The following is a 22994-nucleotide window of genomic DNA, read 5'->3' on the forward strand; positions in this document are numbered from 1 at the left end:
GGGCTAGGAAGCCGCTGCTTCGCGCTGGAGTTCCAGTGCGATGTCGATCAACTGATCTTCCTGGCCGCCGACCAACTTGCGCTTGCCTGCGCGTACCAACAGCTCCGCGGACGACACTCCGTACCGCTCGGCCTGACGCTCGGCATGCTTGAGGAAGCTCGAGTACACGCCGGCGTAGCCCATCATCAGTGCCTGACGATCGAGCAGGCATTCCTGCGGCATTGCCGGGCGCACAACGTCTTCGGCTGCATCGGCGATCGCGAAGAAGTCGATACCGGTCTTGACGCCGATCTTGTCGCAAACACCGACGAAGGCCTCGACCGGGGCGTTGCCGGCACCGGCACCGAACCGACGGGTGCTGCCGTCGATCTGCTTGGCTCCCGCACGAACTGCCGCGATGGAATTGGCGACGCCCAGGCCCAGGTTCTCGTGGCCGTGGAAGCCGACCTGAGCATCGTTGCCGAGTTCCTGAACCAGCGCCTCGACGCGATCGGATACCTGCTCGAGTACCAGCGCGCCGGCCGAGTCGACCACGTACACACACTGGCAACCCGCGTCGGCCATGATGCGGGCCTGCTTGGCCAGCTTCTCCGGCGGAATCGAGTGAGCCATCATGAGGAATCCGACGGTTTCGAGTCCACGCTCACGCGCGAGACCGAAGTGCTGGATGGATACGTCCGCCTCGGTGCAGTGAGTTGCGATGCGGCAGATAGACGCACCGTTGTCCTGCGCAATGACGATGTCGTCCTTGACGCCCAGCCCGGGCAGCATCAGGAAGGCGATCTTCGCGTTGGTCGCCGTCTCGACTGCAGCTTTGATCAGTTCCTGCTCGGGAGTCTTCGAGAAGCCGTAGTTGAACGAGGACCCGCCGAGGCCGTCGCCGTGAGTGACCTCGATGACCGGCACTCCGGCTCCGTCGAGGGCACCGACGATTGCCCGTACTTCTTCGACGGTGAACTGATGACGCTTGTGGTGGGAGCCGTCGCGCAGCGACGTGTCGGTGACGCGGATGTCCCAGCTCGAATCGAAATGAATCATGTCGCTCATGCCTTCACACTCAGAAGCTTCTGGGCGATTTCCTCGCCCACCTTGGTGGCTGCTGCCGTCATGATGTCGAGGTTGCCCGCGTACGGGGGCAGGAAGTCGCCTGCGCCTTCGACCTCGACGAACGTGGTGACCGTGGCATAGCCACCGGAAACGACGCTCGGTTCGTCGAACTGCGGTTCGTTGAGCAACCGGTAACCCGGCACGTACTGCTGGATGTCCTTGACGACGCGGTGAATGGAGTCGGTGATCGCGGCCCGATCGGCGTCCTCGGGGATAGCGCAGAAGATGGTGTCGCGCATGATCATCGGCGGGTCTGCGGGGTTGAGGATGATGATCGCCTTGCCGCGCTGTGCGCCGCCGATGGTCTCGATACCGCGGCTGGTGGTCTTGGTGAACTCGTCGATGTTCGCGCGAGTTCCCGGGCCGGCGGACAACGACGCCACGGAGGCGACGATCTCGGCGTATGCCACGTCGACGACACGCGATACCGCGTAGACGATCGGAATGGTTGCCTGCCCACCGCACGTGATCATGTTGACGTTGGGCGCGTCGAGGTGCTCGCGCAGGTTCGCGGGCGGAACCACAGCCGGGCCGACCGCGGCCGGAGTCAGGTCGACGGCACGGATACCGGCGGCCTCGTAGCGGGGTGCTGCCTCGCGGTGCACGTATGCCGACGTCGCCTCGAAGACCAGGTCCGGTTTCTCCGCCTGGCTGAGCAACCAGTCGACGCCCTCGGCGGAGGTCTCGAGTCCCATCTTGCGGGCGCGCGCCAACCCTTCACTCTCGGGATCGATTCCGATCATCCATCGCGGTTCGAGCCACTCGGAACGCTGCAGTTTGTACAACAGATCGGTACTGATGTTTCCCGATCCGACGATCGCCACACTTGCCTTGGTCATGACTACTCCTACGTGAACTGAAGAGAGACGGAACCGAGGCCGCTGAACTCGGCTCGGAAGTTGTCGCCTGGATGAGCGTCGATCGCTCGCGTGCACGAACCCGGCAGAACGATGTCGCCGGCCTTGAGCCGAACTCCGAACGTGTCGACCTTCTGCGCCAACCACGCGACAGCGGTGACCGGGTTACCGAGAACCGCATCGCTGCGCCCCTCCGCAATCCGCTCGCCGTTGCAGGTCAGCACCGCATCGATCGCCTTGATGTCGATGTCCGACGGGCGAACTCGTTCCTTGCCGAGAATGAACCCGGCGGAGGACGCGTTGTCCGCGATAGTGTCCGAGAGGCCGATCTTCCAGTCCTTGATCCGGCTGTCGATCAACTCGATGGACGGCGCATAGGCGACAGTGGCGTCGATGACGTCTTGTTCGGTGCACCCGGCGCCCGGCAGATCTGCTCCCAGAATGAAGGCGACCTCCACCTCGACGCGTGGGAAGCAGAACCGCGACGTGTCGACCGGACGGTTCTCGTACTCTTCCATCTCGGCGAGCAGGTGACCGTAATCGGGCTCGTCGACGCCCATCATCTGCTGCATCGCCAGTGACGAGAGCCCGACCTTGTGTCCGACCACCTTTGCGCCACCGGCAACTCGACGCCGGATGTTGATGAGCTGGATCTCGTAGGCATCGACGACATCTATTTCCGGATAGTCGGCGATCAGCGGACTGATCGGAGCGCGGTCCCGTTCCGCCGAATCGAGATGGTCGGCAAGTTCGCCGCGGATCTGCGTCGAGAGCATCGATCAGGCCTTTCCGGCTGTTGCGAATGTGGCTGCATGCTGGCCGGCACGACGGCCGGAGAACACGCAGTCGGCGAGCGACAATCCGCTCACATACGAGTTGGAACAGATACCGACGGCGGTACGGCCGGCGGCATACAGGCCGGGGATACCCTCCCCGGCCTCGTTTTTCACCATGCCGGACGATTCGTCGACCACCAATCCACCGAGCGTGAGCATCGGGCACGGATTCATCATGTTGGGCTTGATCGAGACGTCGTACATCGTGAACGGTGCAGACAGTATCGGCCTGACGAAGTCCGACGGTTTGCCCATCGGATCAGGTTGTCCGGCAGCGGCGGCGGAGTTGTGCGCGTCGACTGTGGCTTGAAGGCCGGCGACGTCTATCCCCGCTTTCCGGGCGACCTCGGCAATGGTGTTGCCACGGACGGCGGTACGCATCATGCCGGTGGTCTGTACTCGCTGGAACCACATCGACTGGTCACCGATCTGCGACTTCGCTTCACGAACGAGTGCGGAATCTGCCAGCAACCAACCGATTCCGCGGCTCTTCTCCGCCATCGCCTGACCAAGTGCGGCGCCGTAGCGGGACTCGTCGACGATCCGCTCTCCGGATTCACCCACCAGAACCGAACCGAGAAAAGCGCTGGGCGGGACGATGAATCGCCAGGCGGAGACATTGCCGAGTTTGTCGGTCGCTCCCCCGGCCTCGATGCCGAGGTTTATGCCCTTGCCGTCGTCCCCGGAGGTGCCGAGCGGGATACCGCCCTTGTAGGCAGGGGCATGGGTGCGCATCATCTCGCGATTGGAGACGAAGCCGCCGGCGCTCAGGATCACGCCTCCGCGCGCCTGGATGCGAATCCGCTTGGCGTACTTCTTCTCGATCTTCGCGATGAGTGCGTCGAGAATCGTGCGCAACTGCGGCGCGTAGACGCCGGGCTTGGAGGACAGGGATCCGAGCGTCGCGTGCCGGCGCCGAACTCCGGCAGGTGCGTCACGAAGCGTCAGTGCTTCGACGCCGATCACCCGGCCGTCCTCGATGATCAGCCGGTCCGCTCGCGTCTGGCCGAGCAACTGGACGCCCTTCGCCTCCGCGGACTTCGCGAGCGGGCCGTACAGCATCTTCCCCGAGGTGCCACGCCCCTTGGCACGATGACCGCGCGGAGCAGGCTTTGCGATGTCACGGAACCCACCGGCAGATTCGCTGCCCGAGAAGTAGAGGTAGTGCTTGTTGCTCGGGTACGACGTCTTGTAAGGACACAGTGAGGCCTCGAACGGCACTCCGTGACTGCGCAGCCAGTCGATCGACGCCGGGCTCTCGTCGACGAACCGGCGCAGGGTCTGCGGCGTCACCGCGTCACCGACCTCGCGGTTCAGGTAGGCGAGCATGGCTTCGGGACTGTCCTCGATGCCGGCTTCCTTTTGAATCACGGTGCCGCCACCGGCGTAGTAGATTCCTCCGGAAATCGTGCTGGCACCACCACCGAGCGCTCGGTCGATCGCCAGAACCGACGAACCGGCCGCTACCGCTTCGAGCGCCGCGCTGGCGCCCGCCACACCGAACCCGACGACAAGGACGTCAACCGAAGTATCCCAGGTCACACCGCACCATCCTCAATCTCACTGCAACGTGTTTCGTTATCAATGACAACGTCCGGAAATACTTCCTGGCAGAAAGCATGGACTGACACCCCCATCATTCTATAACGTGTTCTACATGAGCAAGCAGGAATACGACATCGTCGTCGTCGGCAGTGGTGCCGCAGGTATGACAGCGGCCTTGACCGCAGCCCACCAGGGCTTGAGTGTGGTCATCGTGGAGAAAGCCGCCCACTACGGCGGATCGACCGCCCGTTCCGGTGGTGGGGTCTGGATCCCCAACAACGAGGCACTTCAGGCGGACGGTGTCACCGATACCCCGGAGGCCGCACGTTCCTACCTGCACAGCATCATCGGCGACGTCGTCGCTCCCGAACGCATCGACACCTATCTCGAGCGCGGTCCCGAGATGCTCTCGTTCGTGTTGAAGAACAGCCCGCTCGAACTGCAGTGGGTGCCCGGCTACTCCGACTACTACCCGGAAGCTCCCGGCGGACGCCTCGGTGGACGCAGTGTCGAGCCCACCCCGTTCGACGGCAACAAGTTGGGCGCCGACCGCAAGAACCTCGAGCCCGACTACGTCAAGGCCCCCAAGAACTTCGTCATCACCCAGGCCGACTACAAGTGGCTCAACCTGCTGATGCGCAATCCTCGCGGACCCCTGCGCGCCATGAAGGTCGGCATGCGATTCCTCGCAGCCAAGGCCACCAAGAAGGATCTGCTGGTTCGCGGCCAGGCACTGGTCGCCGGTATTCGACTCGGACTTCAGTCCGCCGGAGTACCCATCCTGCTGAACACCCCGCTGACCTCCCTGTACACCGAAGACGGCGCAGTTCGCGGCGTCAACGTCCTCGTCGACGGCGAGGAGCAGGTCATTCGCGCCCGCCACGGAGTCGTGTTGGGATCCGGCGGATTCGAGCACAACAAGGAAATGCGTGAGAAGTACCAGCGCGCACCCATCGGCACCGAATGGACCGTCGGCGCGAAGGCCAACACCGGCGACGGCATCCGCGCGGGCCAAGAAGTCGGCGCTGCAGTCGATTTCATGGACGACGCCTGGTGGGGCCCGTCCATTCCACTGACCGGCGGCCCGTGGTTCGCTCTTTCCGAGCGCACCCTCCCGGGCTGCATGATGGTCAACATGTCGGGCAAGCGCTTCGGTAACGAGGCCGCTCCGTACGTCGAGGCAACCCATGCGATGTACGGCGGTGAGTACGGTCAGGGCGAAGGCCCCGGCGAGAACATCCCGACGTGGATGATCCTCGATCAGCGCTACCGCAACCGCTACACGTTTGCCGGTATCACTCCCCGCTCCCCCTTCCCCGGCCGCTGGCTCAAGGCCGGCATCGTGGTCAAGGCAGGAACCATTGCCGAATTGGCCGAGAAGACAGGGCTTCCCGTCGCATCGCTGACCGAGACCGTCGATCGGTTCAACGGCTTCGCGCGCAACGGCAAGGACGAGGACTTCGGACGTGGCGACAGTGGATACGACGCGTACTACGGCGATCCCCGGCTGAAGAACCCCAGCCTCGCCGAAATCAGCAAGGCTCCGTTCTACGCCATCAAGATGGTTCCGGGTGACCTCGGTACCAAGGGCGGAATCTGCACCGACGTCAACGGCCGAGCACTACGCGAAGACGGAAGCGTCATCGACGGCCTCTACGCCGCCGGCAACGCGAGCGCTCCGGTCATGGGCCACACCTACGCCGGACCGGGCGCGACCATCGGTCCCGCAATGACTTTCGGTTACCTGGCCGTACTCGACATCGTCGAGCGCGCAAAGAAGGCCGAGACCACCGGAGCAACGGCATCAGCTGCGACTGAAAAGACGGCGGTCGACCATGCCAATTGATCCGAAGATCGCGCTCGGCGCCGAGCTTGCCCCACAAGAGTTCTCGTGGACGCAGTCGGACGTGCAGCACTACCACTTGGCACTGGGCGCTGGAGCACGTCCGCTCGATCCGAGCGAACTGCGCTACCTCGACGACGAAAAGCCTCAGGTACTGCCCACCTTCGCCACCGTCGCCGCCAACTTCCACGCCACCGAAGCCCCGAAGGTCTCGTTCCCCGGCGTCGAAATCGATCTGGCGAAGGTAGTCCACGGAAGCCAGGAAGTCACTGTCCATCAGCCGATCCCGGCAAGTGGAAGTGGTCGCACCACAACTCGAATCGCCGAGGTCTGGGACAAGGGCAAGGCCGCGGTGATCGTGCAGGAATCCGTCACGGTCGACGCCGAAGGCAACCCTCTCTGGACCGCTCGCTCGTCCATTTTCGCCCGCGGCGAGGGTGGTTTCGGGGGTGAACGTGGTCCGTCGGAGTCGATTTCGCTTCCGGATCGCGAACCAGATGAGACAGTGGTGACGCCTGTGCTTCCACAGCAGGCTTTGCTGTACCGGATGTGTGGTGATCGGAATCCGTTGCACTCGGATCCGCAATTCGCCTCCGCGGCAGGCTTTCCAGCGCCTATCCTGCATGGACTGTGTACTTACGGAATGGTCTGCAAGACCGCAGTGGATACCATGCTCGACGGCGACAGCAGTCGGGTAGCCGGATTTCGGGCCCGCTTTGCCGGGGTCGTATTTCCCGGCGAGAACTTGAGTATCCAGATCTGGAAAGACAATGGGCGACTCCTGATCTCAGCTTCTGTACTGGAGCGCGAAGCTCCTGCTCTGGCTGACGTAGTTCTCACTCTTGTCTGATACCAACCTGTCTGATACCCACCTGTTAGAACTCACCGCAGTTCTCGAACCCGATGGAGTAGCCCGAAGATGACGGCACAAGACGAAAAGTTCCGACTGTCCCGACGAGGTTTCATGGCGGCTGGAGCCGGCGCTGTGGCAGCGACCGCCTTCGCCGGCTGGACGCCCGCCTATGCCGTCCCCGCCGGCTCCTCCGGCTCCGCGGGTGGTCCCGTCTCCACCCTCACGCCGCCGCCTGCCTTCCCCGAAGGCATCGCGCTGTACCAGCAGGCATATCAGAACTGGTCCAAAGAGATCATGCTCGACGCGATCTGGACCTGTTCGCCCAAGACGCCCGAAGACGTAGTCCGCCTCGCGAACTGGGGACACGCCAACGGCTACACCATTCGCCCCCGCGGCGCCATGCACGGTTGGACACCGCTGACCATCGTCAACGGCGCGCCGGTCGACAAGGTCATCCTCGCCGACACCACGGTCCACCTCACCGGCGTCTCCGTCAACGCCGGCGGCAGCCCGGCTACCGTCACCGCAGGACCCGGCGCGACCCTCGACGCCATCACCACCGCACTGCAGGCACAGGGCCTCGGGTTCGCGAACCTGCCGGCGCCTGGTGTGTTGACCATCGCCGGCTGCCTCGCCGTCGACGCTCACGGCGCAGCTCTTCCCGCCGAAGGCGAAGCGCATGTTCCCGGACAGACTTTCGGCTCACTCTCCAACCTCGTCACGTCCCTGACCGCGGTGGTCTGGAACGGTAGTGAATACGCACTGAAGACGTATGCACGTAGCGACGCGGCGATCAAGCCGCTGCTGACTCACCTCGGACGCACCTTCCTCACCTCCGTCACCTTGCAAGCCGCCCCCAACTACCGCATGCGCTGCGTCAGCCACACCGACATCGGTTGGCAGGAACTCTTCGGCGCCCGCGGCGCGTCCGGACGAACCTTCGAGAAGTTCGTCCGCGAAAACGGTCGCGCAGAAGCAATCTGGTACCCCTTCACAGAACGCCCGTGGATGAAGGTGTGGTCACTTGCCCCCACCAAGCCGCCGTTCTCGCGTGAGGTGACCGGACCGTACAACTACATCTTCTCCGACAACCTCCCGGAGCCGGTCACCGACATGATCGGCCAGATCAACGCCGGAAACCCGGGCATCGCACCGGCATTCGGCCAGATCATGTACGCCACCACCGTTGCCGGACTCGCCGCCACCTTCTCCAACGACCTCTGGGGATGGTCCAAGGACGTACAGTTCTACATCCGGGCCACCACCCTGCGCCTGACCGAGGGCGGCGGCGCCGTCATCACCTCCCGCGCCAATATCGGCCAGGTCATCCACGACTTCACCCAGTGGTTCAACGGCCGCATGGAGTACTACCGCTCCATCGGACAGTTCCCCCTCAACGGCCCCGTCGAAATCCGCTGCTGCGGCCTCGATCAACCGTCCGAGGTCGAGGTCGACTCGGCAGGCGCCCCCACCATCTCGGCCATGCGCCCCCGCCCCGACCATCCGGAGTGGGACACCGCCATCTGGCTCAACGTCCTCGGCGTCCCCGGAACCCCCGGCATGTTCGCGTTCTACCGCGAAATGGAACAGTGGATGCGCAATCACTACAACAACAACGACGCCACCTTCCGCCCCGAGTGGTCCAAGGGCTGGGCGTTCGGCCCCGACAAGCCGTACACCGACACCCCGATCATCACCCAGGGCCTCCCCCAGACCTACCGCGACGGCGTCCCATCGAGCGACAACTGGGACACCGCCAACGCCGCATTCAACGCGTTGGATCCGCACAAGGTCTTCAGCAACACGTTCCTGGACCAGTTGTTGCCCTGAGGTTCACGAACCACCTACACGCTCTGACAACTCGACGGTCGTCGCCACTCCCAGCATTCGGGAGTGCGGCGGCCGTCGTGCGTTGGAGCGACGGACATGAGAAAGCCCTCCGCATGCCGACCAGGCGCCCGACTCAATCGCGATCAGGATGGATCGCCTCGTGCATACTTTCCACTGCCCTGGCATGAGTTGAGAGCTCGGATCTAGCCGACCGAATCGTGGCGCTGTCGCTGCGTGCCCCCGGCTCGGACGACGACGAGTCCTCTCCGTGGCTCGACACGCCTCCTCCGGGCTGCTCGGAGGAGCCGGTGCGCTCTTCCCTCTCCGCGCGGGCACGCAACAACGACTCGGACTTCGGGGTATTTCGCATCGGAGCATTGTCCCAGATCCATCTCCTACGACTCACACGGAGCGCTCTCACCCCCGGTGAGCGGGTCGTTCCTGAACATCGATACCTGGAAAGTCCGCAACAAAATATCTACAGCGGTCAGGGTAGACATTCTCGCGGGGCTGTTGTATCTTTTTTCTCGTAGCAAGGAACGAGTCAAGAGATGCGGGAGAGATGAACTACCCGCAAGCAGTACCGCAGGGCAGGGACGTGCCGGGGCCGAATTCGTGTGTGAGTGTGCAGTCGGACCCGGCACCCCCCTTCAAAGCGGCTACCGGATGTCTTGTGCGAGTCCGGAAGTTCGAAAGAATGCAGTTATGTAAGTAAGTTCAACCCCATCCGGCCCCCGGCGCACCTCGCGCCGGGGCCCCGTCCGTTCAGCGAAAGAAGCGAGCCATTCCGGCAGATACACCACCGGGGGACCCCTCCGGCAGATTCGACGACGAGAACTATCCTGCGTACAGCATGGGACATGCGGCCGAGATCCTCGGCGTCAGACAAGCTTTCCTTCGTAGCCTCGATGCCGCGAAACTGCTTACCCCACAACGCTCCGAGGGCGGACATCGCCGCTACTCCCGCTACCAGCTGCGCATCGCGGGCCGCGCGCACGAACTTGTAGCCAATGGCACGGCTCTCGACGCGGCTTGCCGCATCATCATCCTCGAAGACCAACTCACCGAGGCTCGTCGCATCAACGCCGAGCTTCAGCAAGCGCAGGACCGACGAGCGGAATCGGACGCGACGCCAGACTGAGGACTGACGTGATCAGGCACTGGGAGTAGCAGTCGCCCCTGACCGTCAATCTGTTCACTCCCCCTTCGAACTGCTAAATTCAGACAATTGGGACATTGCTCGGCGTCGGTTGCTCGATTTCCACATCGAAGGGATCGCAGGCATGAATTCCTCCCACCACCGCCGCCGGGTGCGACTGGCTGCTCTGTCGATCACCTTGACCGTTGCCATTGCAACCGCTGCGTGCAGTTCCGACGAGGACGCGGCAATAAACACGAACAGCGCAACTCCCAGCACCGCGAGCAGTCAGGAATCCACCGAGATCGCGGACATCGTCCGCCGTCAGGTGGCCGACCTGGGCCTCAGTGCCGCGGTGTTCGGTGTATGGCGGGGCGACGACGAGGTTGCTCTCGGCGCCGTCGGAGAGTCCCCTGTCGGAGTTCCGGCTACAACCGACATGCAGTTGCGCGTCGGCCAGCCGATGGAACCGATGCTCTCGACAGTCCTGCTGCAGCTCGACGAAGAGGGAACGCTCCCCCTCGATCAGCCGATCGCGAAGTGGGAACCGAACTTTCCACGCGCAGAGACCATCACTCCGCGAATGCTGGCCAACAGCACGTCGGGCATCTCCGACTACGTGACCGATCCACAGTTCCTCAAACTCTTCACGGACAATCCGATGAAGGGCTGGACTTCTCAGGAGATCCTGAATCTTGCCAACTCTCGTCCACCTCTGTTCGAACCCGGCACCAGTTGGGCGTACGCGCACAGCGACCTGACGCTGCTCGGCGACGTCATGGAGAAAGCGACTGGAAAACCGCTGGGTGACCTACTTCAGCAGCGCGTCTTCGATCCACTCGGGATGGATAACAGCAGCGTTGTGCTCACGCCGCAGATGGACGAACCGATCCTGCACGGCTACACCAATGAACGCGGAGTGTTCGAAGACTCCACCTTCTGGAATCCGACTGCTTTCCTGCACAGCGGAAACATGAACGCGCCTGTCGCCGACGTCGGAAGGTGGGTTCGCGCACTCGGAACAGGAGAGTTGCTCTCCGACAAGGCTTTCGAGCAACAGATGGCGCCGACGACTGCGGGCTTGGGAAGTATGACGGCGGACAAGTTCTTTTCCTTCGGGACCGGGCACCTCGACGGCTGGCTGGTGATGAACCCGTCGTACGGCGGTTACAACGGTCTTGCGCTGTACTACCCCGACTCGAAGACGACGATCGTCGTCTACGCCACACTCGGGCCGACAACCAACGCGGACCTCAACAACGCCGTGTCGATGGGGAAGGAGATCGGAACCCTCCTCGAGCCGGATCACCCGCCGCAGGTACCGACACCGTGACGCCCCACACACGCTGGTAGTAAACAGCGCCGGTCGGCAACTTCCTGTTTACGCACGGATTACCTCCAGGACTTATCGCCCCATCACCATTCTCTTCAGTACCGAACGAAACGCGTCGGACCGCGGGTTGTCTCGCCAGTGAACGAGAACGTAGATAGATGGGGACCTGCCCGATGAGGAAATACGCGATGTCAGTGGCATGCACGGTTGCAGTCACAGCGGGGGTGACTCTTGTGATGTCGGTGCCTGCCGGAGCGGACCCGAATGACGGTGGGTCGTGCCCGGCCGGTGCGGTATTCGCGGTCGGCGGAACGTGGGATCCGACAGGACAAACGACACAACCAGTCACCGACCGCTACGTGGCCCAGGGTTATGCCGCCAAGCCGGTGACCTACCCCGCCAGTTTCTGGCCGCTCGGCGATCAGACGTACGACCAGAGCGTTGCCGCCGGCGCCCAGACACTTCGCACCGAAGTCAACGCATTCCACGCTCAGTGCCCGGGCAGCGAGATCGTTGTCACCGGATACTCGCAGGGAGCGCGGATTGCCGGCGACGTGCTCGGTGACATCGCACGCGACGGATCCATTCCGCAGTCGCAAGTCGAAGGCGTCCTCTACGCCGACCCTCGCAACTCGGCCGGGGGCATCGAAACCGTAGTGCCCAATGTCGTTCCGGGAGCGACGATGTCCGGAGCACGCGGCGGATTCGGCGACATCGCAGTACGGGAAGTCTGCATCGAGGGTGACGGCATCTGCAACATGCCCAAGCCGCGTGATGCTCCCGAGGTGTTCGTGGATTCGGTCTTCGGCTACTTCACGAAGCACAACACCTATACGCCGATGATGTCCGAGCCCGCTCCGCCTGCTGCCCCGGCATTGCCGGAGACACCGTCGGTACCTCTGCAACCCGCTGACATTGCCACTGCGATCGTGACGCGGGTCGTCGAGAACATCACTCCGTATCTGACCGCTGCACTCACCACCGTGCTGACCAAGTAGCCGGACGGCTGGCTAGGGCACCATCGCTTCATCTCCACCACCTCCGCAGGAACCACCCGGCTGGAACGCCCTCTACACGCCGACGATGCAGACGTCGAGAAGTTGAGTGCATCCTGCCGCAGGTCGGGATGCACTACTCCGCGTTACGTCTATTGCTCTACAAAACTATTCAAGATCGTGACGCGCAGTCGCTCTCCACCGGCATGGCGCCGCAGGCGGCTGAAGTCGCATCAGTCCGCTTCCTGGCGGCGAGTCGGCAGGTGGCGGAACGTCACGATCGGGAGGAGCGCCGCTAACCCGAGCACAGAGAGGCTCGCCCGCAGCGCAATCAGCCTGGATTCGACGTTGATCTCCACCGCCTGATCGAGTTGCGCCGAGGTCAGTTCCAGCCCAGTGAGACTGGCGCGGAGGTCAAAGTTGGCGACGAAACTGACCGAACTGGCCGTTACCTCGATACTGCCGCTGGACAGTAGATCTGGGCTGTTGGTGATACGGACCGAGGCAGACTGCGCGAGCACGGACATCAGGACCGCCCCGGCAACGGCGGTGCCGGTGCACAGGCCGAGAAAGTTCGCCATTCCTCGAGCGCTGGCGATCTCACCCGCGATAGCAGGAGGGTTAGTCTCCATGAGAAGCGCACTGCCCGCACTCAATCCGACTCCGATGCCGAGACCCAAGCACACTTCGCATAGATGCCCAGCCCGAGCAGCTGAGCATTCTTGGCACCGAGCACGCCGCTGATCTTGCCGCCCGTGATCGTGAAGGCTGCGACGAATACCCCGTAAGCGACGATCGCCAATTGCACGTTCGAGATGGTGGTGTCCAGGCCGTCGACGATGCCGCTGATCGCCATCGGCAGCGCCGTCACGTTGAACACAGATACCAACCCTGTGAAACACACTAGTACCAGCGGTAGCCAACTCGCCCTCGGGTGGGCGTCACTCGTAAGCGCTTTTGTAACGGGAGAGGAAGGCAACGGGTCCGCGGTATCCATGATGCGCCCCTAGGAGGATCGGAGTTGTCTCGACGGTGGCATATCGGTCACGAGCAGCGACGCCGAGGGCGGACACCTGACTGGGTGGCCCCCCTCCCTGCGAACTGCTGGCTTCGATCAGGTCGGCAGGGTCAGGAATTTCATCGCGGCTGTCTTCTCGAATCGGCGAGAGACGTTGCCGGCAAGCCCTCCTTCGAGGGATGCATCGCCCATCAGATCGAGTTTGCCCGCAGGCGCACCTTCATTGAAATTCAACTTGTCCAGATCCACCCAGACGACATTAGGTCGCGTGGTCGAGTCGAAGACGTACCGCTTGTTGGTCAAGTCTGCCACCGTCTGCCAGATCGTCTGCGATGCATAGGGTTTGTCCGGGTCGGGGATGCGGAAAGGTTGCGCCGCATTGCGGATCACACTGAACATTCCCGCGACAGCCTCGACTTCACTCTTAGGTTGGGGCAGTCGGCCTACGTAGTATGCGGCGCGGGCGAACCGGTCGCCTGCGAGTGTGGTGCCCGGCAGAGGGGTAGTGCCCCCGAAGCCGTCGACCTCTTTGAGAAGTTCGATCTGCTTGTCGTAGGCCGGGGAATTGGTCATCACTAGGTGTTCGCGGCTGTGCCAGACGGTGGCCTTGCCATCCAGGTATTCGATGATCGCCGAATCACCGGTCGCATCGTCCAATGCAAGATGAACTGCAGGCACTTCGCCGGTCGCCGGATCGCCCAGTGGGACAACCTGAACGTCGACGTCGCTGATCCACGCGGCGGCATCGGCAACGGTGGAGAAGTTGTCCAGGAAGTACTGCAGCCAGACCGCCATGCTCAGAGCCGGTCTCGACGTGTCGTGGGTACCGTAATCCGATTCTGCGAGCCACAGAATATGACCTGCTAATCCCGCTTCGTTCATACCGTCGACCGACATCATGTCGAAAGCGCCGGCCACGACACTGCCGTATTCGGCAGTCCAACTCAGAGAACCGCCTACGCCGTCGTCGCGTTTGATCCCACGCGGAAGCGACCACAGGTTCGTACCGGTGTCCCGATGGTAATCCATATTTCGTCCGACAAGAACAGATCCGGCCGCATCAGGCCACATCACCCTGGTACACATTGATTTTGCCTTCCGTAGTTCTTCGAGAACTTCATAGTTGCCCGAGGTCCAGACCGAGATTCAGCTCCGAGACGCCCTTCGACCACAGCCGAACGGGCATTTCCTCTCAGAAGCCCTCATTGACAAAGACATTCAGAAACCAGCGTCATTCTCGGGGGAGAATGTGGTATTCGTGCAGCAGCTGTCCGATCTCGTTCTCGTCGAGCTTCTTGTCCAGTCTGCGGCGAAGTAGCTTCGGCAACGGCACGCTCTCCTCCTTCTTGTCATTGAGGAAGTAGGTTGCTTGGAGAAGTTTGCGGATGTCGTAGGTGGAGCCGAAAACTTCCGGGACTCCGCGTTCGATCCCGAGCAGGCTGTACGCGGCCTCCATCCCGGTGCGGACCGAGTACTCCGTCGTAAAGATGCAGTCGCGTGTTGTTTCCGCGAACTGGCCGAGGAAGGCGAAGTTGACGGCACCATCCGGTACAACCGCAGGCCGGTCACCGGCCTGACGGGGCATGAAAAAGGAAGTGACATAGGGCATCATCACTGGAACGGTCTTCGCCGCATTGGCCGCAAGTTCCGGGATGTCCTCGACTGGAACGCCCATGTGATAGAGCCACTCTTGGGTGATTTCCTCGCCGGTGCATTCCTGCATCGGCTTGTCGACGTAGTCACCGGGGACGTCGACGAATAGTGAGTAGACCCAGACGACGATCTGATCCTTGGGTTGTTGTTTGAAGTGCGGTTGCCGGTTTACGGTCCAGCTCATCAACCACTTCGAATCTCGTGCTGTCACGATGCCGCCGGTGACTACGCGTCCACTGAATGGGTCACGCTTGCATATCTTTTCGATGTATTCTGGGATTCGGGCATCCAATGTGGTCACTGTCGCTGATTCCCACTTGGTTTCTGCGACGTGCCCACCGAAGACGTCTGGTCGTCCGAATGCGGGGTCTTTTGTTGCTATACGACGCCACAAATCCCACGCTGGAGCGGGGCCCTCGTCGAGTTTCGCCGGCGTGTGATGGTCTCCGTTGCTCGAATTTTCGGTGAGCGAGCCGATGGTAGTCAACACCAGGTCGCCGCCATCGAGGTCGACCCCACCCAAAACACCCTCGGATTTCCAGTGAATGCGTTTGGCCCGCTTGACTTCACCCGAGATATCGAAGTCAATGTCGGTGACTTCGGTATCGAACCGAAAATTCACTCCCTGATCGAGCAGCCACGTGTACAGCGGCAGCACGAGAGACTCGTACTGGTTGTATTTGGTGAACTTGAGGGTACTCAGGTCCGGCAGGCCTTTGATGTGATGGATGAATCGATGCAGGTACAGCTTGATTTCGAGAGCACTGTGCCATTCCTCGAACGCGAACATCGTGCGCCAGTACAGCCAGAAATTGCTTGCGAGGAATTCCTTGCCGAACACCTCGTTGATGCGCTTGTTCTCGAGTTCGCTACGCGGAGTGAGAAAGACCTTCATGATGTCCTTCTGCGCCTTCGAGTTCAGATTGAACTTGAAGTCTGTGTGCGCGTCCTCACCCTGACGTTCGGTGACGCGCTGCAGCGAATAGTTCGGGTCGTCTTTGTTGAGCCAGTAGAATTCGTCGAGCACGCTGGCGTCTTCGACCTCGATCGAGGGGACAGAGCGGAACAGGTCCCAGAGACATTCGAAGTGATCTTCCATCTCGCGGCCACCGCGAATGACGAAGCCCTTCTCCGGTTCCTTGATTCCGTCGAGTGCACCGCCGGGCAATTTCAACCGCTCCAGGACGGTGATGTTGTTTCCTGCCATCTGGCCGTCGCGGATCATGAATGCTGCACCGGCAAGCGATGCAAGCCCCGAACCGACGAACCATGCAGTCTTGCCGTCCACCCCGTCAGGCTTGCGTGGCCGCGCGAACGCTTCGTAGTTTCCACTGCTGTAATACATTGTTCCCCATCTAATTTAGAGGTTTGGCGACAGGACCCTTCACGGAATGGATGCCGAGTTTTCTCTTGGTGATGTAGTTTTCCTTCGGTCACGCCGAAAGTATTTGCATTACAGCGACACCGGGAGCCAAGATGTTGTAGGGAATACAGCGGCCGCCTCGACGACAGGAGAACGTCGCGATAACGACAGCGAGATCTGCTGTAAACTAGAATCTTTCGGATACGACGGCGACCGAGCTGTCAGCCGCTCGGAGACGTCGCGTTTGGACGTCTCTGATGACTCGAAATCCCGTCTACATGCGGCGAATGGCGTCTCGCTGATGCCGTACGCCGTGACGTCGAACCCCTTGAAGGCCGTCTGGAACGCGATCGGTGATCCCCGAACGCATGTACCGAGGACTTTGGTTTTCCGGGTTGCGATCATTATTTCGTCCTCGAGGTTAAGTCGGCAGTTTTCGCACGGCGGTTGGTCAGCAAGCCGGCGATCCATCCGAGGACGAGTATCACGACGAGGGTGAGCCAGAGTGGGGACTGCACTGAGACCCAAAACAGTTGGATCGTGGTCGCGGCCCGGTTCTGGAGGATAAAGGTCACCGCCAGCACCACCAACAGCAAGGCGAGGGTGTTACGTGATGCGAGTACTGATCGGGCGGATGCCTGCCGGGTTTCCGAACTCATGGGAGGTACCCCATTCTATGTCGAGTGATATCGATCGAATGCTTTTTCGAAGGAGATACCGGACTCTCCCGTACCGATCCAGTTCTGTTCACGTCTGGCGGCGAGGGTCTGAGATTTTGTGTCTCGGCGTGCCGAGGTTTCCTACCCGCGATCCCGGTAATGGCTGAAATCTGGAGCGGAACCAACTGGGATTACGTGGCTAATCGAAACATAACACGAGTGGCGCCGAAATGTCGGCTTTAGATTGCGTAAGCAATTCGCCTTCACACACCGTCTCTCTGGCATTTCGCTTGAACCTGAGGCTTTCTATTCAGTCCATATGCGTTACTGCGCGTGCGGAACCTGCCTAGAGTAGACACCGGCATCTGCCTCGTCACCGGATATGGACTCGACGTTCTCATCGCCTGAGCCATACGGAAGTTCCGGAGGTCCGTGCGCTGGTCAGCGATGGAAAGCTGATCGACTGGTAGTTGCCGGCGGCTACCGCGCTCATCGTTGCCCTGCTCCTGAGTCTCGGATCGTAGTGTCAATGAGGTGCAGTTCGCGCGCTGTTGAAGCGGCGTACGACCGGTGAAATCGACTCCCGGCGAACGCTTGCCCGAAATAGATTCCTGACGCATCGACAGCATGTTCGAAACACGGACTCCCCAGAGCGGCGAATGACCGCTTGTCACCTCGTCAAATACGATAAAGCAAGTGAAAATAGCAATTTAGTATCCGATCGTTGACCCTTTCATCAGAGGATAATCTCGCCGGGAAACTATCATCGAACGGTTCGGCTCTTGTCCTGAAATACGGGTCTGCTTCCCTCTCGAAAACGAACTGTTCACGACGGCTACGCGCGCTCACAGAAGGATGGAAGCAAAACATCGATCCCAGAGTGAACACATCCCATACCGTTGCCGAACTTTTACGAAACCATCCCGCAATAGTTTGAGAACTTGATCGGGTGGGCGTAGCAGCGCAGGTCGGCGATCTCCCCCACCTCAGCGAATTCCTCGATATTGCGGGCGCGACGTGGCGCGTTCAGACTGCTTCGGCCATAGAAGTAGCCGGACGGCTGCTCCTTCCGAGGAATACTGCGGATGCCAGCAGGAAGAATATTGCGCCGACAAAGGTTCCGATATTGGCCATGTTCGGGTCCAACGTGTTCCCGTCTCGCAAGACGAACGATCCGATCGCGGAGACTCCGAATGCGATGGATCCCAAGGTATTCAGCCACACGCTTTGCCATTCCTTCGATTGCGGTGCCCAGTAAGCGCCTTCCCTCAGCATGATGAGGACAGCCAGTCCGCTCGAGACGAGGAAGGCTATCGAGCCCTCCGCGTTCGGATTCCAGACCAAGTGCATCTCGCCTCGTAGCGTAAGCGCGTGCAGCGCAGCCCCGGTGCTGACGTTGAACAAGATCGTCCCGAGTAACTGCACGGCAGCAGACAGCCAGACGGCCCGGATCGCGGGACGCCCCGAGTCGGTTGTGGTTGCTGGCCCGGCCAGCACCAACTGAACGAAAGCCGCGCAGGTAAAGAACCAGGAGCCCGCGAAGAAGAAGCTGTTGGCGAGTGCGGCACCGAAGAAGACCGACAGAAAGGGTGCCGACCCGAGTGCGAAGAGTGCGGATCCGATCACGAACCCCCACGACTGCATTCGAATGGTCGGGTGAATCAGCATGCGCTGCAGTGTACTTGGACTCGGTATGGAAAGTCCTCCATTCGGAACCTTGGTCATCAGGCACTGATTTCGATCCGCCCGCCGCGGGTACGCAGAAACAAATTAAAACCATCTGCTTGTTTTTTACTTTACCGAAGCATGACTCCACTTTGGGTGCTAATGTCCGATTTATGACAGCCACTCCTCCAGCTGGAAATCGTTTGCTGTTTCGCAATGTCCGTGTTTTCGACGGCACCTCCTCGACCCTTGTTGCCGGGGACGTTCTGATCGACGGCACCACGATCGCCGCGGTGTCGGAGTCGCCTGTCGGGGATGATCCGAGCCGCGAGACCACTGTCGTGGACGGTGGTAATCGAGTACTCATGCCCGGCATGAGCGATGCCCACGTTCACCTGGTCGGTAACGCGAATTCATACGTCGACATGGTGACCGGCAGTGAAGCGCACATCGCACTCAACGGCCTCGCTGAAGCAAAGAACATGCTGCACCGCGGGTTCACCACGGTCCGGGACATGGCGGGTGACACAAGCAGCATCAAGTCCGTGATCGATCGAGGCCTGTTCGAGGGGCCGCGCATCTACCCTTCTCAGGCTGCCATCTCCCAAACCAGCGGACACGGCGACTTCGGGTTTGTCTACGAATTCCCGACCGCGTTGGGAGGCAAGCAGTCTCGCGCCGAAGAAATTGGTTTCATGCGCGTCGCAGATGGCCCTGACCGGGTACTGGCAGCCGTTCGCGAACAGCTGAAGAAGGGCGCATCTCAGATCAAGATGATGGTCGGCGGCGGCGCTGCGTCGATGTACGACCCGCTCTACACGGTCCAGTTCACCGATCCCGAGCTTCGTGCAGCAGTGCACGCGGCCACCGACTACGGCACCTACGTCGCCACCCACGTTTACAACGTCACCGGCATTCGCCGCGCCATCGAAGCTGGCGTGAAATCCATCGAGCACGGTCATCTCGCTGACGAGGCGACGATCGCTCTGATGGCTGAGAAGGACATCTGGCTTTCGATGCAGCCTTTCGCGCTGGGCGATCACCACTATCCGGATCCGGGCCGCGCAGAAAAGGATCGCGAAATCTGCACCGGCACTGACGATGTGTACAGCTGGGCACGCAAGCACGGTGTCAAAACAGCGTGGGGTACGGATCTTTTGCTCGAGCCGCAGCTTGCGCCGCGGCAGAGTGAAATGGCGGCGCGACTCGGTGATCACTACAGCAATGCCGAAGCACTTCGGATGCTCACGTCGGGAAATGCCGAACTCTTCCGTCTTGCCGGCGAACGCGATCCGTACCGGCAAGCACCACTCGGAGTGATCGCCAAGGATGCGTGGGCAGATGTTCTTCTCATCGACGGCAATCCACTCGAGGATCTGAGCCTGCTCGCCGATCCGGCCAAACATCTCTCCGTCATTGTCAAAAATGGTCAGGTCGTCAAAAACATACTGTGACAACGTCTTCATCGCGTTGATCCGTCTGACGTGCAGCCAATTCAAGCTGAACACCTGAGCGGGTCGATGTGTCCTCGTGCTCCACCGAGTCGGGAGTCCAAGTTGGTTGAAACACGTTTCGAGCGTTGGGAATTACCTGAGGACCGAGTCGAAGGGTCGTTGGTGTCCGCCCGCGGTATCGAGCTCCACGGGCCGTGGGGGCATGTGTTCGGTCCACTCGACATCGACATCGAGGCTGGCGGTGTGACCGTCCTGGCCGCGCAATCGGGTGCCGCGCGCACAGCCCTGCTGATGGCACTATGCGGACGGATGCGATTGTCGTCCGGGTCATTGACTGTGCTGGGCTACGAGAAACCCTCGAGAATTCTGGCTGTCTCGGCGATCGCATGTCTGAACGAACTCGACGAAGTTCGCCCATCGGTGACGGTGCGGGACATGGTGACCGAACAGTTGCGATGGAATTCACCGTGGTACAAGTTCGTGCCCCGGGTGAGCGAAGATCAAGTAGCAGATATGTGTGCGTACACATTTGGCGGCGTAGACCTCCCCCCGCTCAATGCCTTCGTCGACGATCTCCCGGAGATCCAACAACTGTTGCTGCGGATCGCCGTCGCGAACACCAAAAGACCACCGCTACTGGTGGTGGGTCGAGTCGACAAGATCGCCGACGACGACGAGCGGACAATGTTGTTACGCCGACTGGTCGCATTGGGAGAGCACCAGTCGGTGATCACCGCCGATGTCAACGACCTTCCGCCGGACAGCGGCGTCCATGCCGTGGTGAACATGCACGGCCTGCTGGGCGCCGGTGACATCGGCGTCATGACCGAAGGACGGTGAGCGATGCTCGCAGGTATATCTCTGGGCAGTGATATCAAACGCTACTCCCGCGGCACCCTGCCACGAATCGCGATCGTCACCATCATCTTGTTGCCGTTGCTGTACGGCGCCATGTACTTGTGGGCTTTCTGGAACCCGTTCGGCGAGGTGAACAAGATCCCCGCAGCGATTGTCAATAACGACTCGGGGCGAACATCGACAGGCCAACAAGTCGATGCCGGCGATCAGGTCGTCAAGTCGCTCATCGCCTCCGGGCAACTTGATTTGGCGGAGGTCTCGGATCAAGAAGCCCAAGCCGGACTCTCGAGCGGCAAGTACTACTTCACCATCACCTTGCCGGAGAACTTCAGCGACGCTGTCGAGTCACCCAACGGTGACAACCCCGAGAAGGCCGATCTCACCTTCACCTTCAACGACGCCAATAATTATCTAGCCACCATCATCGGGCAGGACGCGTCCGAACAGGTCATCAATCAGGTCAACTCGACCATCGGCGCCCAAGGCGTCGGCCAAGTCCTGACGGGCCTACAGACCGCCGGTTCGGGCCTGGGCCAGGCTGCCGACGGAGCGAAGACCCTCGCGGCCGGGATCGACACCGCCAAAGGTGGGGCCGATCAACTGAGCTCCGGTGCAGGCGAACTCGCCACCAACATGGTCACCGCACGCGATGGTTCCGCGCAGCTCGCAGCCGGCGCCGGGCAACTCGCCACAGCCATCGACGGCGTCGCCGACCCACTGCTCAACGCCCTCGACTCCACTGCCGTCTCCGACGTCGGTGCGCAAGCTGCGCAACTGCGGCAATCCCTCACCACCCTCGGGGATCGCCTCCCCAAGCCGCCACAGGTTACCGTCTCCCCGGCAATCCAGCGGGTGCTCGACCTTCTCGGACCCAGCACCGATCCGCTCGCACAACAGGCCGTTTCAGCTCTCACACCTCTCGTGGCAGCACAACCCCAAAGTGACACTGCCGCACTACAAGCGGAGATAGCGCGCCTCAGCGGTGATGCGCGCGCGCTCGAATACCAGTTGACGGATCCATCCAGTCCCCTGCAATCCGGACTCGCGCTGCTGCAAAACGGCGGGCTCGCCTCCGACGTCCGGCAACTACGCGACGGCGCCGACCAGCTCAGTTCCGGCGCCACGACTTTGAACTCCGGACTGATCCAGTTGACCGACGGCAGCACCCAGCTCGCGAGCGGAGCCGATCAGTTAGCTTCGGGGATGGTCGAGCTGCAATCAGGCTCAGGCGAACTGGCAGACGCACTCGCACAGGGCGCTGGGCAAGTACCCAGCTGGACGGACGCGCAACGCAACGCTACCGCGGACACCCTCTCCACCCCAGTCGCACTCAAGCAGGACTACACCAACGAGGCACCCACATTCGGTACCGGATTCGCGCCGTTCTTCCTCTCCTTGGCCCTGTTCGTCGGCTGCATCATCACCTGGATGCTGCTGACCCCGCTACAATCCCGCGCAACTGTCAGTAACCTCGGCCTCTATCGCACAGTTCTGGCTTCCTACTGGCCGGCACTGCTCATCGGCATCCTCCAAGTGATCACGATGTACGCCGTGGTCCACATCGGGGTCGGCCTGGACGTCAAACACGTTCCCGGAACTATCCTGTTCCTGATGCTGGTCTCGGCGACGTATTTGGCGATGATCCAGATGTTCAATGCTCTCTTCGGCGTCGCAGTCGGCCGAGTGGTGACATTGGCCTTCCTGATGCTGCAACTGGTCTCCGCCGGCGGCATCTACCCAGTGCCCACGACAGCGACGCCCTTCCAATACATTCATCCGTTCGACCCGATGACATACACCGTCAATGGCCTCCGGCAACTCATCACCGCCGAACACGTCGACTCTCGACTCTGGACAGCAATCGCCGTCCTGACCGGCATTCTGCTCGTCTCGATGACTATCAGCGCACTCTCCGTGCGCCGCAACCGGCGTTACACCATGGAACGCCTGTACCCGTCCATCGAGGTGTAAAGCACTGCACAGCAAC

General features: G+C 61.3%; 18 protein-coding genes. 9 read left to right on the forward strand and 9 right to left on the reverse strand.

The genetic code is table 11. The annotated features are described in order from the left end of the window. Positions 1-3: 3 nt before the first annotated feature. Genes dmpG through I7X09_RS23030 form a run of 4 tightly spaced genes read right to left on the reverse strand, consistent with a single transcriptional unit; the run spans position 4 to position 4342 of the window. Positions 4-1047, reverse strand: a complete 1044-nt coding sequence (gene dmpG, locus I7X09_RS23015) for a 4-hydroxy-2-oxovalerate aldolase (protein WP_200313843.1) — start codon at positions 1045-1047, stop codon at positions 4-6. After that, complete coding sequence (locus I7X09_RS23020) at positions 1044-1946, reverse strand: acetaldehyde dehydrogenase (acetylating) (protein ID WP_124568885.1); 903 nt, start codon at positions 1944-1946, stop codon at positions 1044-1046. Before I7X09_RS23020 ends, dmpG begins: the two co-directional genes overlap by 4 nt. A gap of 8 nt (positions 1947-1954) precedes the next feature. Beyond that, a complete protein-coding gene (locus I7X09_RS23025) occupies positions 1955-2740 on the reverse strand; it encodes a 2-keto-4-pentenoate hydratase (protein WP_200313845.1) in 786 nt (261 codons plus the stop codon). 3 nt (positions 2741-2743) lie between these two features. Then, a complete protein-coding gene (locus tag I7X09_RS23030) occupies positions 2744-4342 on the reverse strand; it encodes an FAD-binding protein (protein ID WP_200313847.1) in 1599 nt (532 codons plus the stop codon). 115 nt (positions 4343-4457) lie between these two features. Between I7X09_RS23030 and kstD the strand changes: the two genes are divergently transcribed. The 6 genes from kstD to I7X09_RS23060 all read left to right on the forward strand — a co-directional run bounded on the left by kstD (position 4458) and on the right by I7X09_RS23060 (position 12340). Beyond that, positions 4458-6191, forward strand: a complete 1734-nt coding sequence (gene kstD / locus I7X09_RS23035; RefSeq protein WP_185564823.1) for a 3-oxosteroid 1-dehydrogenase — start codon at positions 4458-4460, stop codon at positions 6189-6191. Continuing rightward, positions 6181-7038: a MaoC/PaaZ C-terminal domain-containing protein gene (locus tag I7X09_RS23040; RefSeq protein ID WP_200313849.1), complete on the forward strand. Its 858-nt coding sequence runs from the start codon at positions 6181-6183 to the stop codon at positions 7036-7038. The genes kstD and I7X09_RS23040 overlap by 11 nt, the downstream gene beginning before the upstream one ends. A 69-nt stretch (positions 7039-7107) precedes the next feature. Continuing rightward, a complete protein-coding gene (locus I7X09_RS23045) occupies positions 7108-8871 on the forward strand; it encodes a cholesterol oxidase substrate-binding domain-containing protein (RefSeq protein WP_095970925.1) in 1764 nt (587 codons plus the stop codon). 853 nt (positions 8872-9724) lie between these two features. Further along, positions 9725-10012 carry a MerR family transcriptional regulator gene (locus tag I7X09_RS23050; protein ID WP_200313851.1) on the forward strand — a complete coding sequence of 96 codons (288 nt, stop codon included), beginning with the start codon at positions 9725-9727 and terminating at the stop codon, positions 10010-10012. A gap of 142 nt (positions 10013-10154) precedes the next feature. Next, positions 10155-11342, forward strand: coding sequence for a serine hydrolase domain-containing protein (locus I7X09_RS23055; RefSeq protein ID WP_200313853.1), 1188 nt, complete (start codon positions 10155-10157; stop codon positions 11340-11342). A 188-nt stretch (positions 11343-11530) separates the two neighbouring features. Then, on the forward strand, positions 11531-12340 hold the full coding sequence (locus I7X09_RS23060) for a PE-PPE domain-containing protein (protein WP_095970923.1): 810 nt from the start codon (positions 11531-11533) through the stop codon (positions 12338-12340). A gap of 230 nt (positions 12341-12570) precedes the next feature. On the opposite strand, the gene I7X09_RS23065 is transcribed toward I7X09_RS23060, so the two are convergent. The 5 genes from I7X09_RS23065 to I7X09_RS23085 form a co-directional block, all read right to left on the reverse strand. Then, positions 12571-12918, reverse strand: coding sequence for a hypothetical protein (locus tag I7X09_RS23065; RefSeq protein ID WP_200313855.1), 348 nt, complete (start codon positions 12916-12918; stop codon positions 12571-12573). Positions 12919-12989: 71 nt separating this feature from the next. Beyond that, positions 12990-13217: a hypothetical protein gene (locus I7X09_RS23070; RefSeq protein WP_200313857.1), complete on the reverse strand. Its 228-nt coding sequence runs from the start codon at positions 13215-13217 to the stop codon at positions 12990-12992. A gap of 234 nt (positions 13218-13451) precedes the next feature. Further along, complete coding sequence (locus I7X09_RS23075; RefSeq protein ID WP_200313859.1) at positions 13452-14441, reverse strand: linear amide C-N hydrolase; 990 nt, start codon at positions 14439-14441, stop codon at positions 13452-13454. 145 nt (positions 14442-14586) lie between these two features. Then, on the reverse strand, positions 14587-16353 hold the full coding sequence (locus I7X09_RS23080) for an oleate hydratase (RefSeq protein WP_200313860.1): 1767 nt from the start codon (positions 16351-16353) through the stop codon (positions 14587-14589). A 1703-nt stretch (positions 16354-18056) separates the two neighbouring features. Continuing rightward, positions 18057-18698, reverse strand: a complete 642-nt coding sequence (locus I7X09_RS23085; protein ID WP_200313862.1) for a hypothetical protein — start codon at positions 18696-18698, stop codon at positions 18057-18059. A 170-nt stretch (positions 18699-18868) separates the two neighbouring features. Here I7X09_RS23085 and I7X09_RS23090 point away from each other — a divergent pair, with 170 nt between their 5' ends. From I7X09_RS23090 to I7X09_RS23100, 3 genes are all read left to right on the forward strand, one after another. Next, positions 18869-20149, forward strand: coding sequence for a metal-dependent hydrolase family protein (locus I7X09_RS23090; protein WP_200313864.1), 1281 nt, complete (start codon positions 18869-18871; stop codon positions 20147-20149). Positions 20150-20353: 204 nt separating this feature from the next. Continuing rightward, positions 20354-20989 (forward strand): hypothetical protein, encoded by a 636-nt coding sequence (locus I7X09_RS23095; RefSeq protein WP_024488313.1) that lies wholly within the window; start codon positions 20354-20356, stop codon positions 20987-20989. Between the two features lie 3 nt (positions 20990-20992). Beyond that, positions 20993-22978, forward strand: coding sequence for a YhgE/Pip domain-containing protein (locus I7X09_RS23100; protein WP_200313866.1), 1986 nt, complete (start codon positions 20993-20995; stop codon positions 22976-22978). Positions 22979-22994: the final 16 nt, after the last annotated feature.

Source organism: Rhodococcus sp. P-2 (assembly GCF_016598535.1).
GTDB lineage: Bacteria > Actinomycetota > Actinomycetes > Mycobacteriales > Mycobacteriaceae > Rhodococcus_F > Rhodococcus_F baikonurensis.

Coding starts and splice junctions, on each gene's coding strand:
- dmpG (WP_200313843.1), bottom strand. CDS start 1,047: ATGAGCGACATGATTCATTTCGATTCGAGCTGGGACATCCGCGTCACC.
- I7X09_RS23020 (WP_124568885.1), bottom strand. CDS start 1,946: ATGACCAAGGCAAGTGTGGCGATCGTCGGATCGGGAAACATCAGTACC.
- I7X09_RS23025 (WP_200313845.1), bottom strand. CDS start 2,740: ATGCTCTCGACGCAGATCCGCGGCGAACTTGCCGACCATCTCGATTCG.
- kstD (WP_185564823.1), top strand. CDS start 4,458: ATGAGCAAGCAGGAATACGACATCGTCGTCGTCGGCAGTGGTGCCGCA.
- I7X09_RS23040 (WP_200313849.1), top strand. CDS start 6,181: ATGCCAATTGATCCGAAGATCGCGCTCGGCGCCGAGCTTGCCCCACAA.
- I7X09_RS23045 (WP_095970925.1), top strand. CDS start 7,108: ATGACGGCACAAGACGAAAAGTTCCGACTGTCCCGACGAGGTTTCATG.
- I7X09_RS23050 (WP_200313851.1), top strand. CDS start 9,725: ATGGGACATGCGGCCGAGATCCTCGGCGTCAGACAAGCTTTCCTTCGT.
- I7X09_RS23055 (WP_200313853.1), top strand. CDS start 10,155: ATGAATTCCTCCCACCACCGCCGCCGGGTGCGACTGGCTGCTCTGTCG.
- I7X09_RS23060 (WP_095970923.1), top strand. CDS start 11,531: ATGTCAGTGGCATGCACGGTTGCAGTCACAGCGGGGGTGACTCTTGTG.
- I7X09_RS23065 (WP_200313855.1), bottom strand. CDS start 12,918: ATGGCGAACTTTCTCGGCCTGTGCACCGGCACCGCCGTTGCCGGGGCG.
- I7X09_RS23075 (WP_200313859.1), bottom strand. CDS start 14,441: ATGTGTACCAGGGTGATGTGGCCTGATGCGGCCGGATCTGTTCTTGTC.
- I7X09_RS23080 (WP_200313860.1), bottom strand. CDS start 16,353: ATGTATTACAGCAGTGGAAACTACGAAGCGTTCGCGCGGCCACGCAAG.
- I7X09_RS23085 (WP_200313862.1), bottom strand. CDS start 18,698: ATGCTGATTCACCCGACCATTCGAATGCAGTCGTGGGGGTTCGTGATC.
- I7X09_RS23090 (WP_200313864.1), top strand. CDS start 18,869: ATGACAGCCACTCCTCCAGCTGGAAATCGTTTGCTGTTTCGCAATGTC.
- I7X09_RS23100 (WP_200313866.1), top strand. CDS start 20,993: ATGCTCGCAGGTATATCTCTGGGCAGTGATATCAAACGCTACTCCCGC.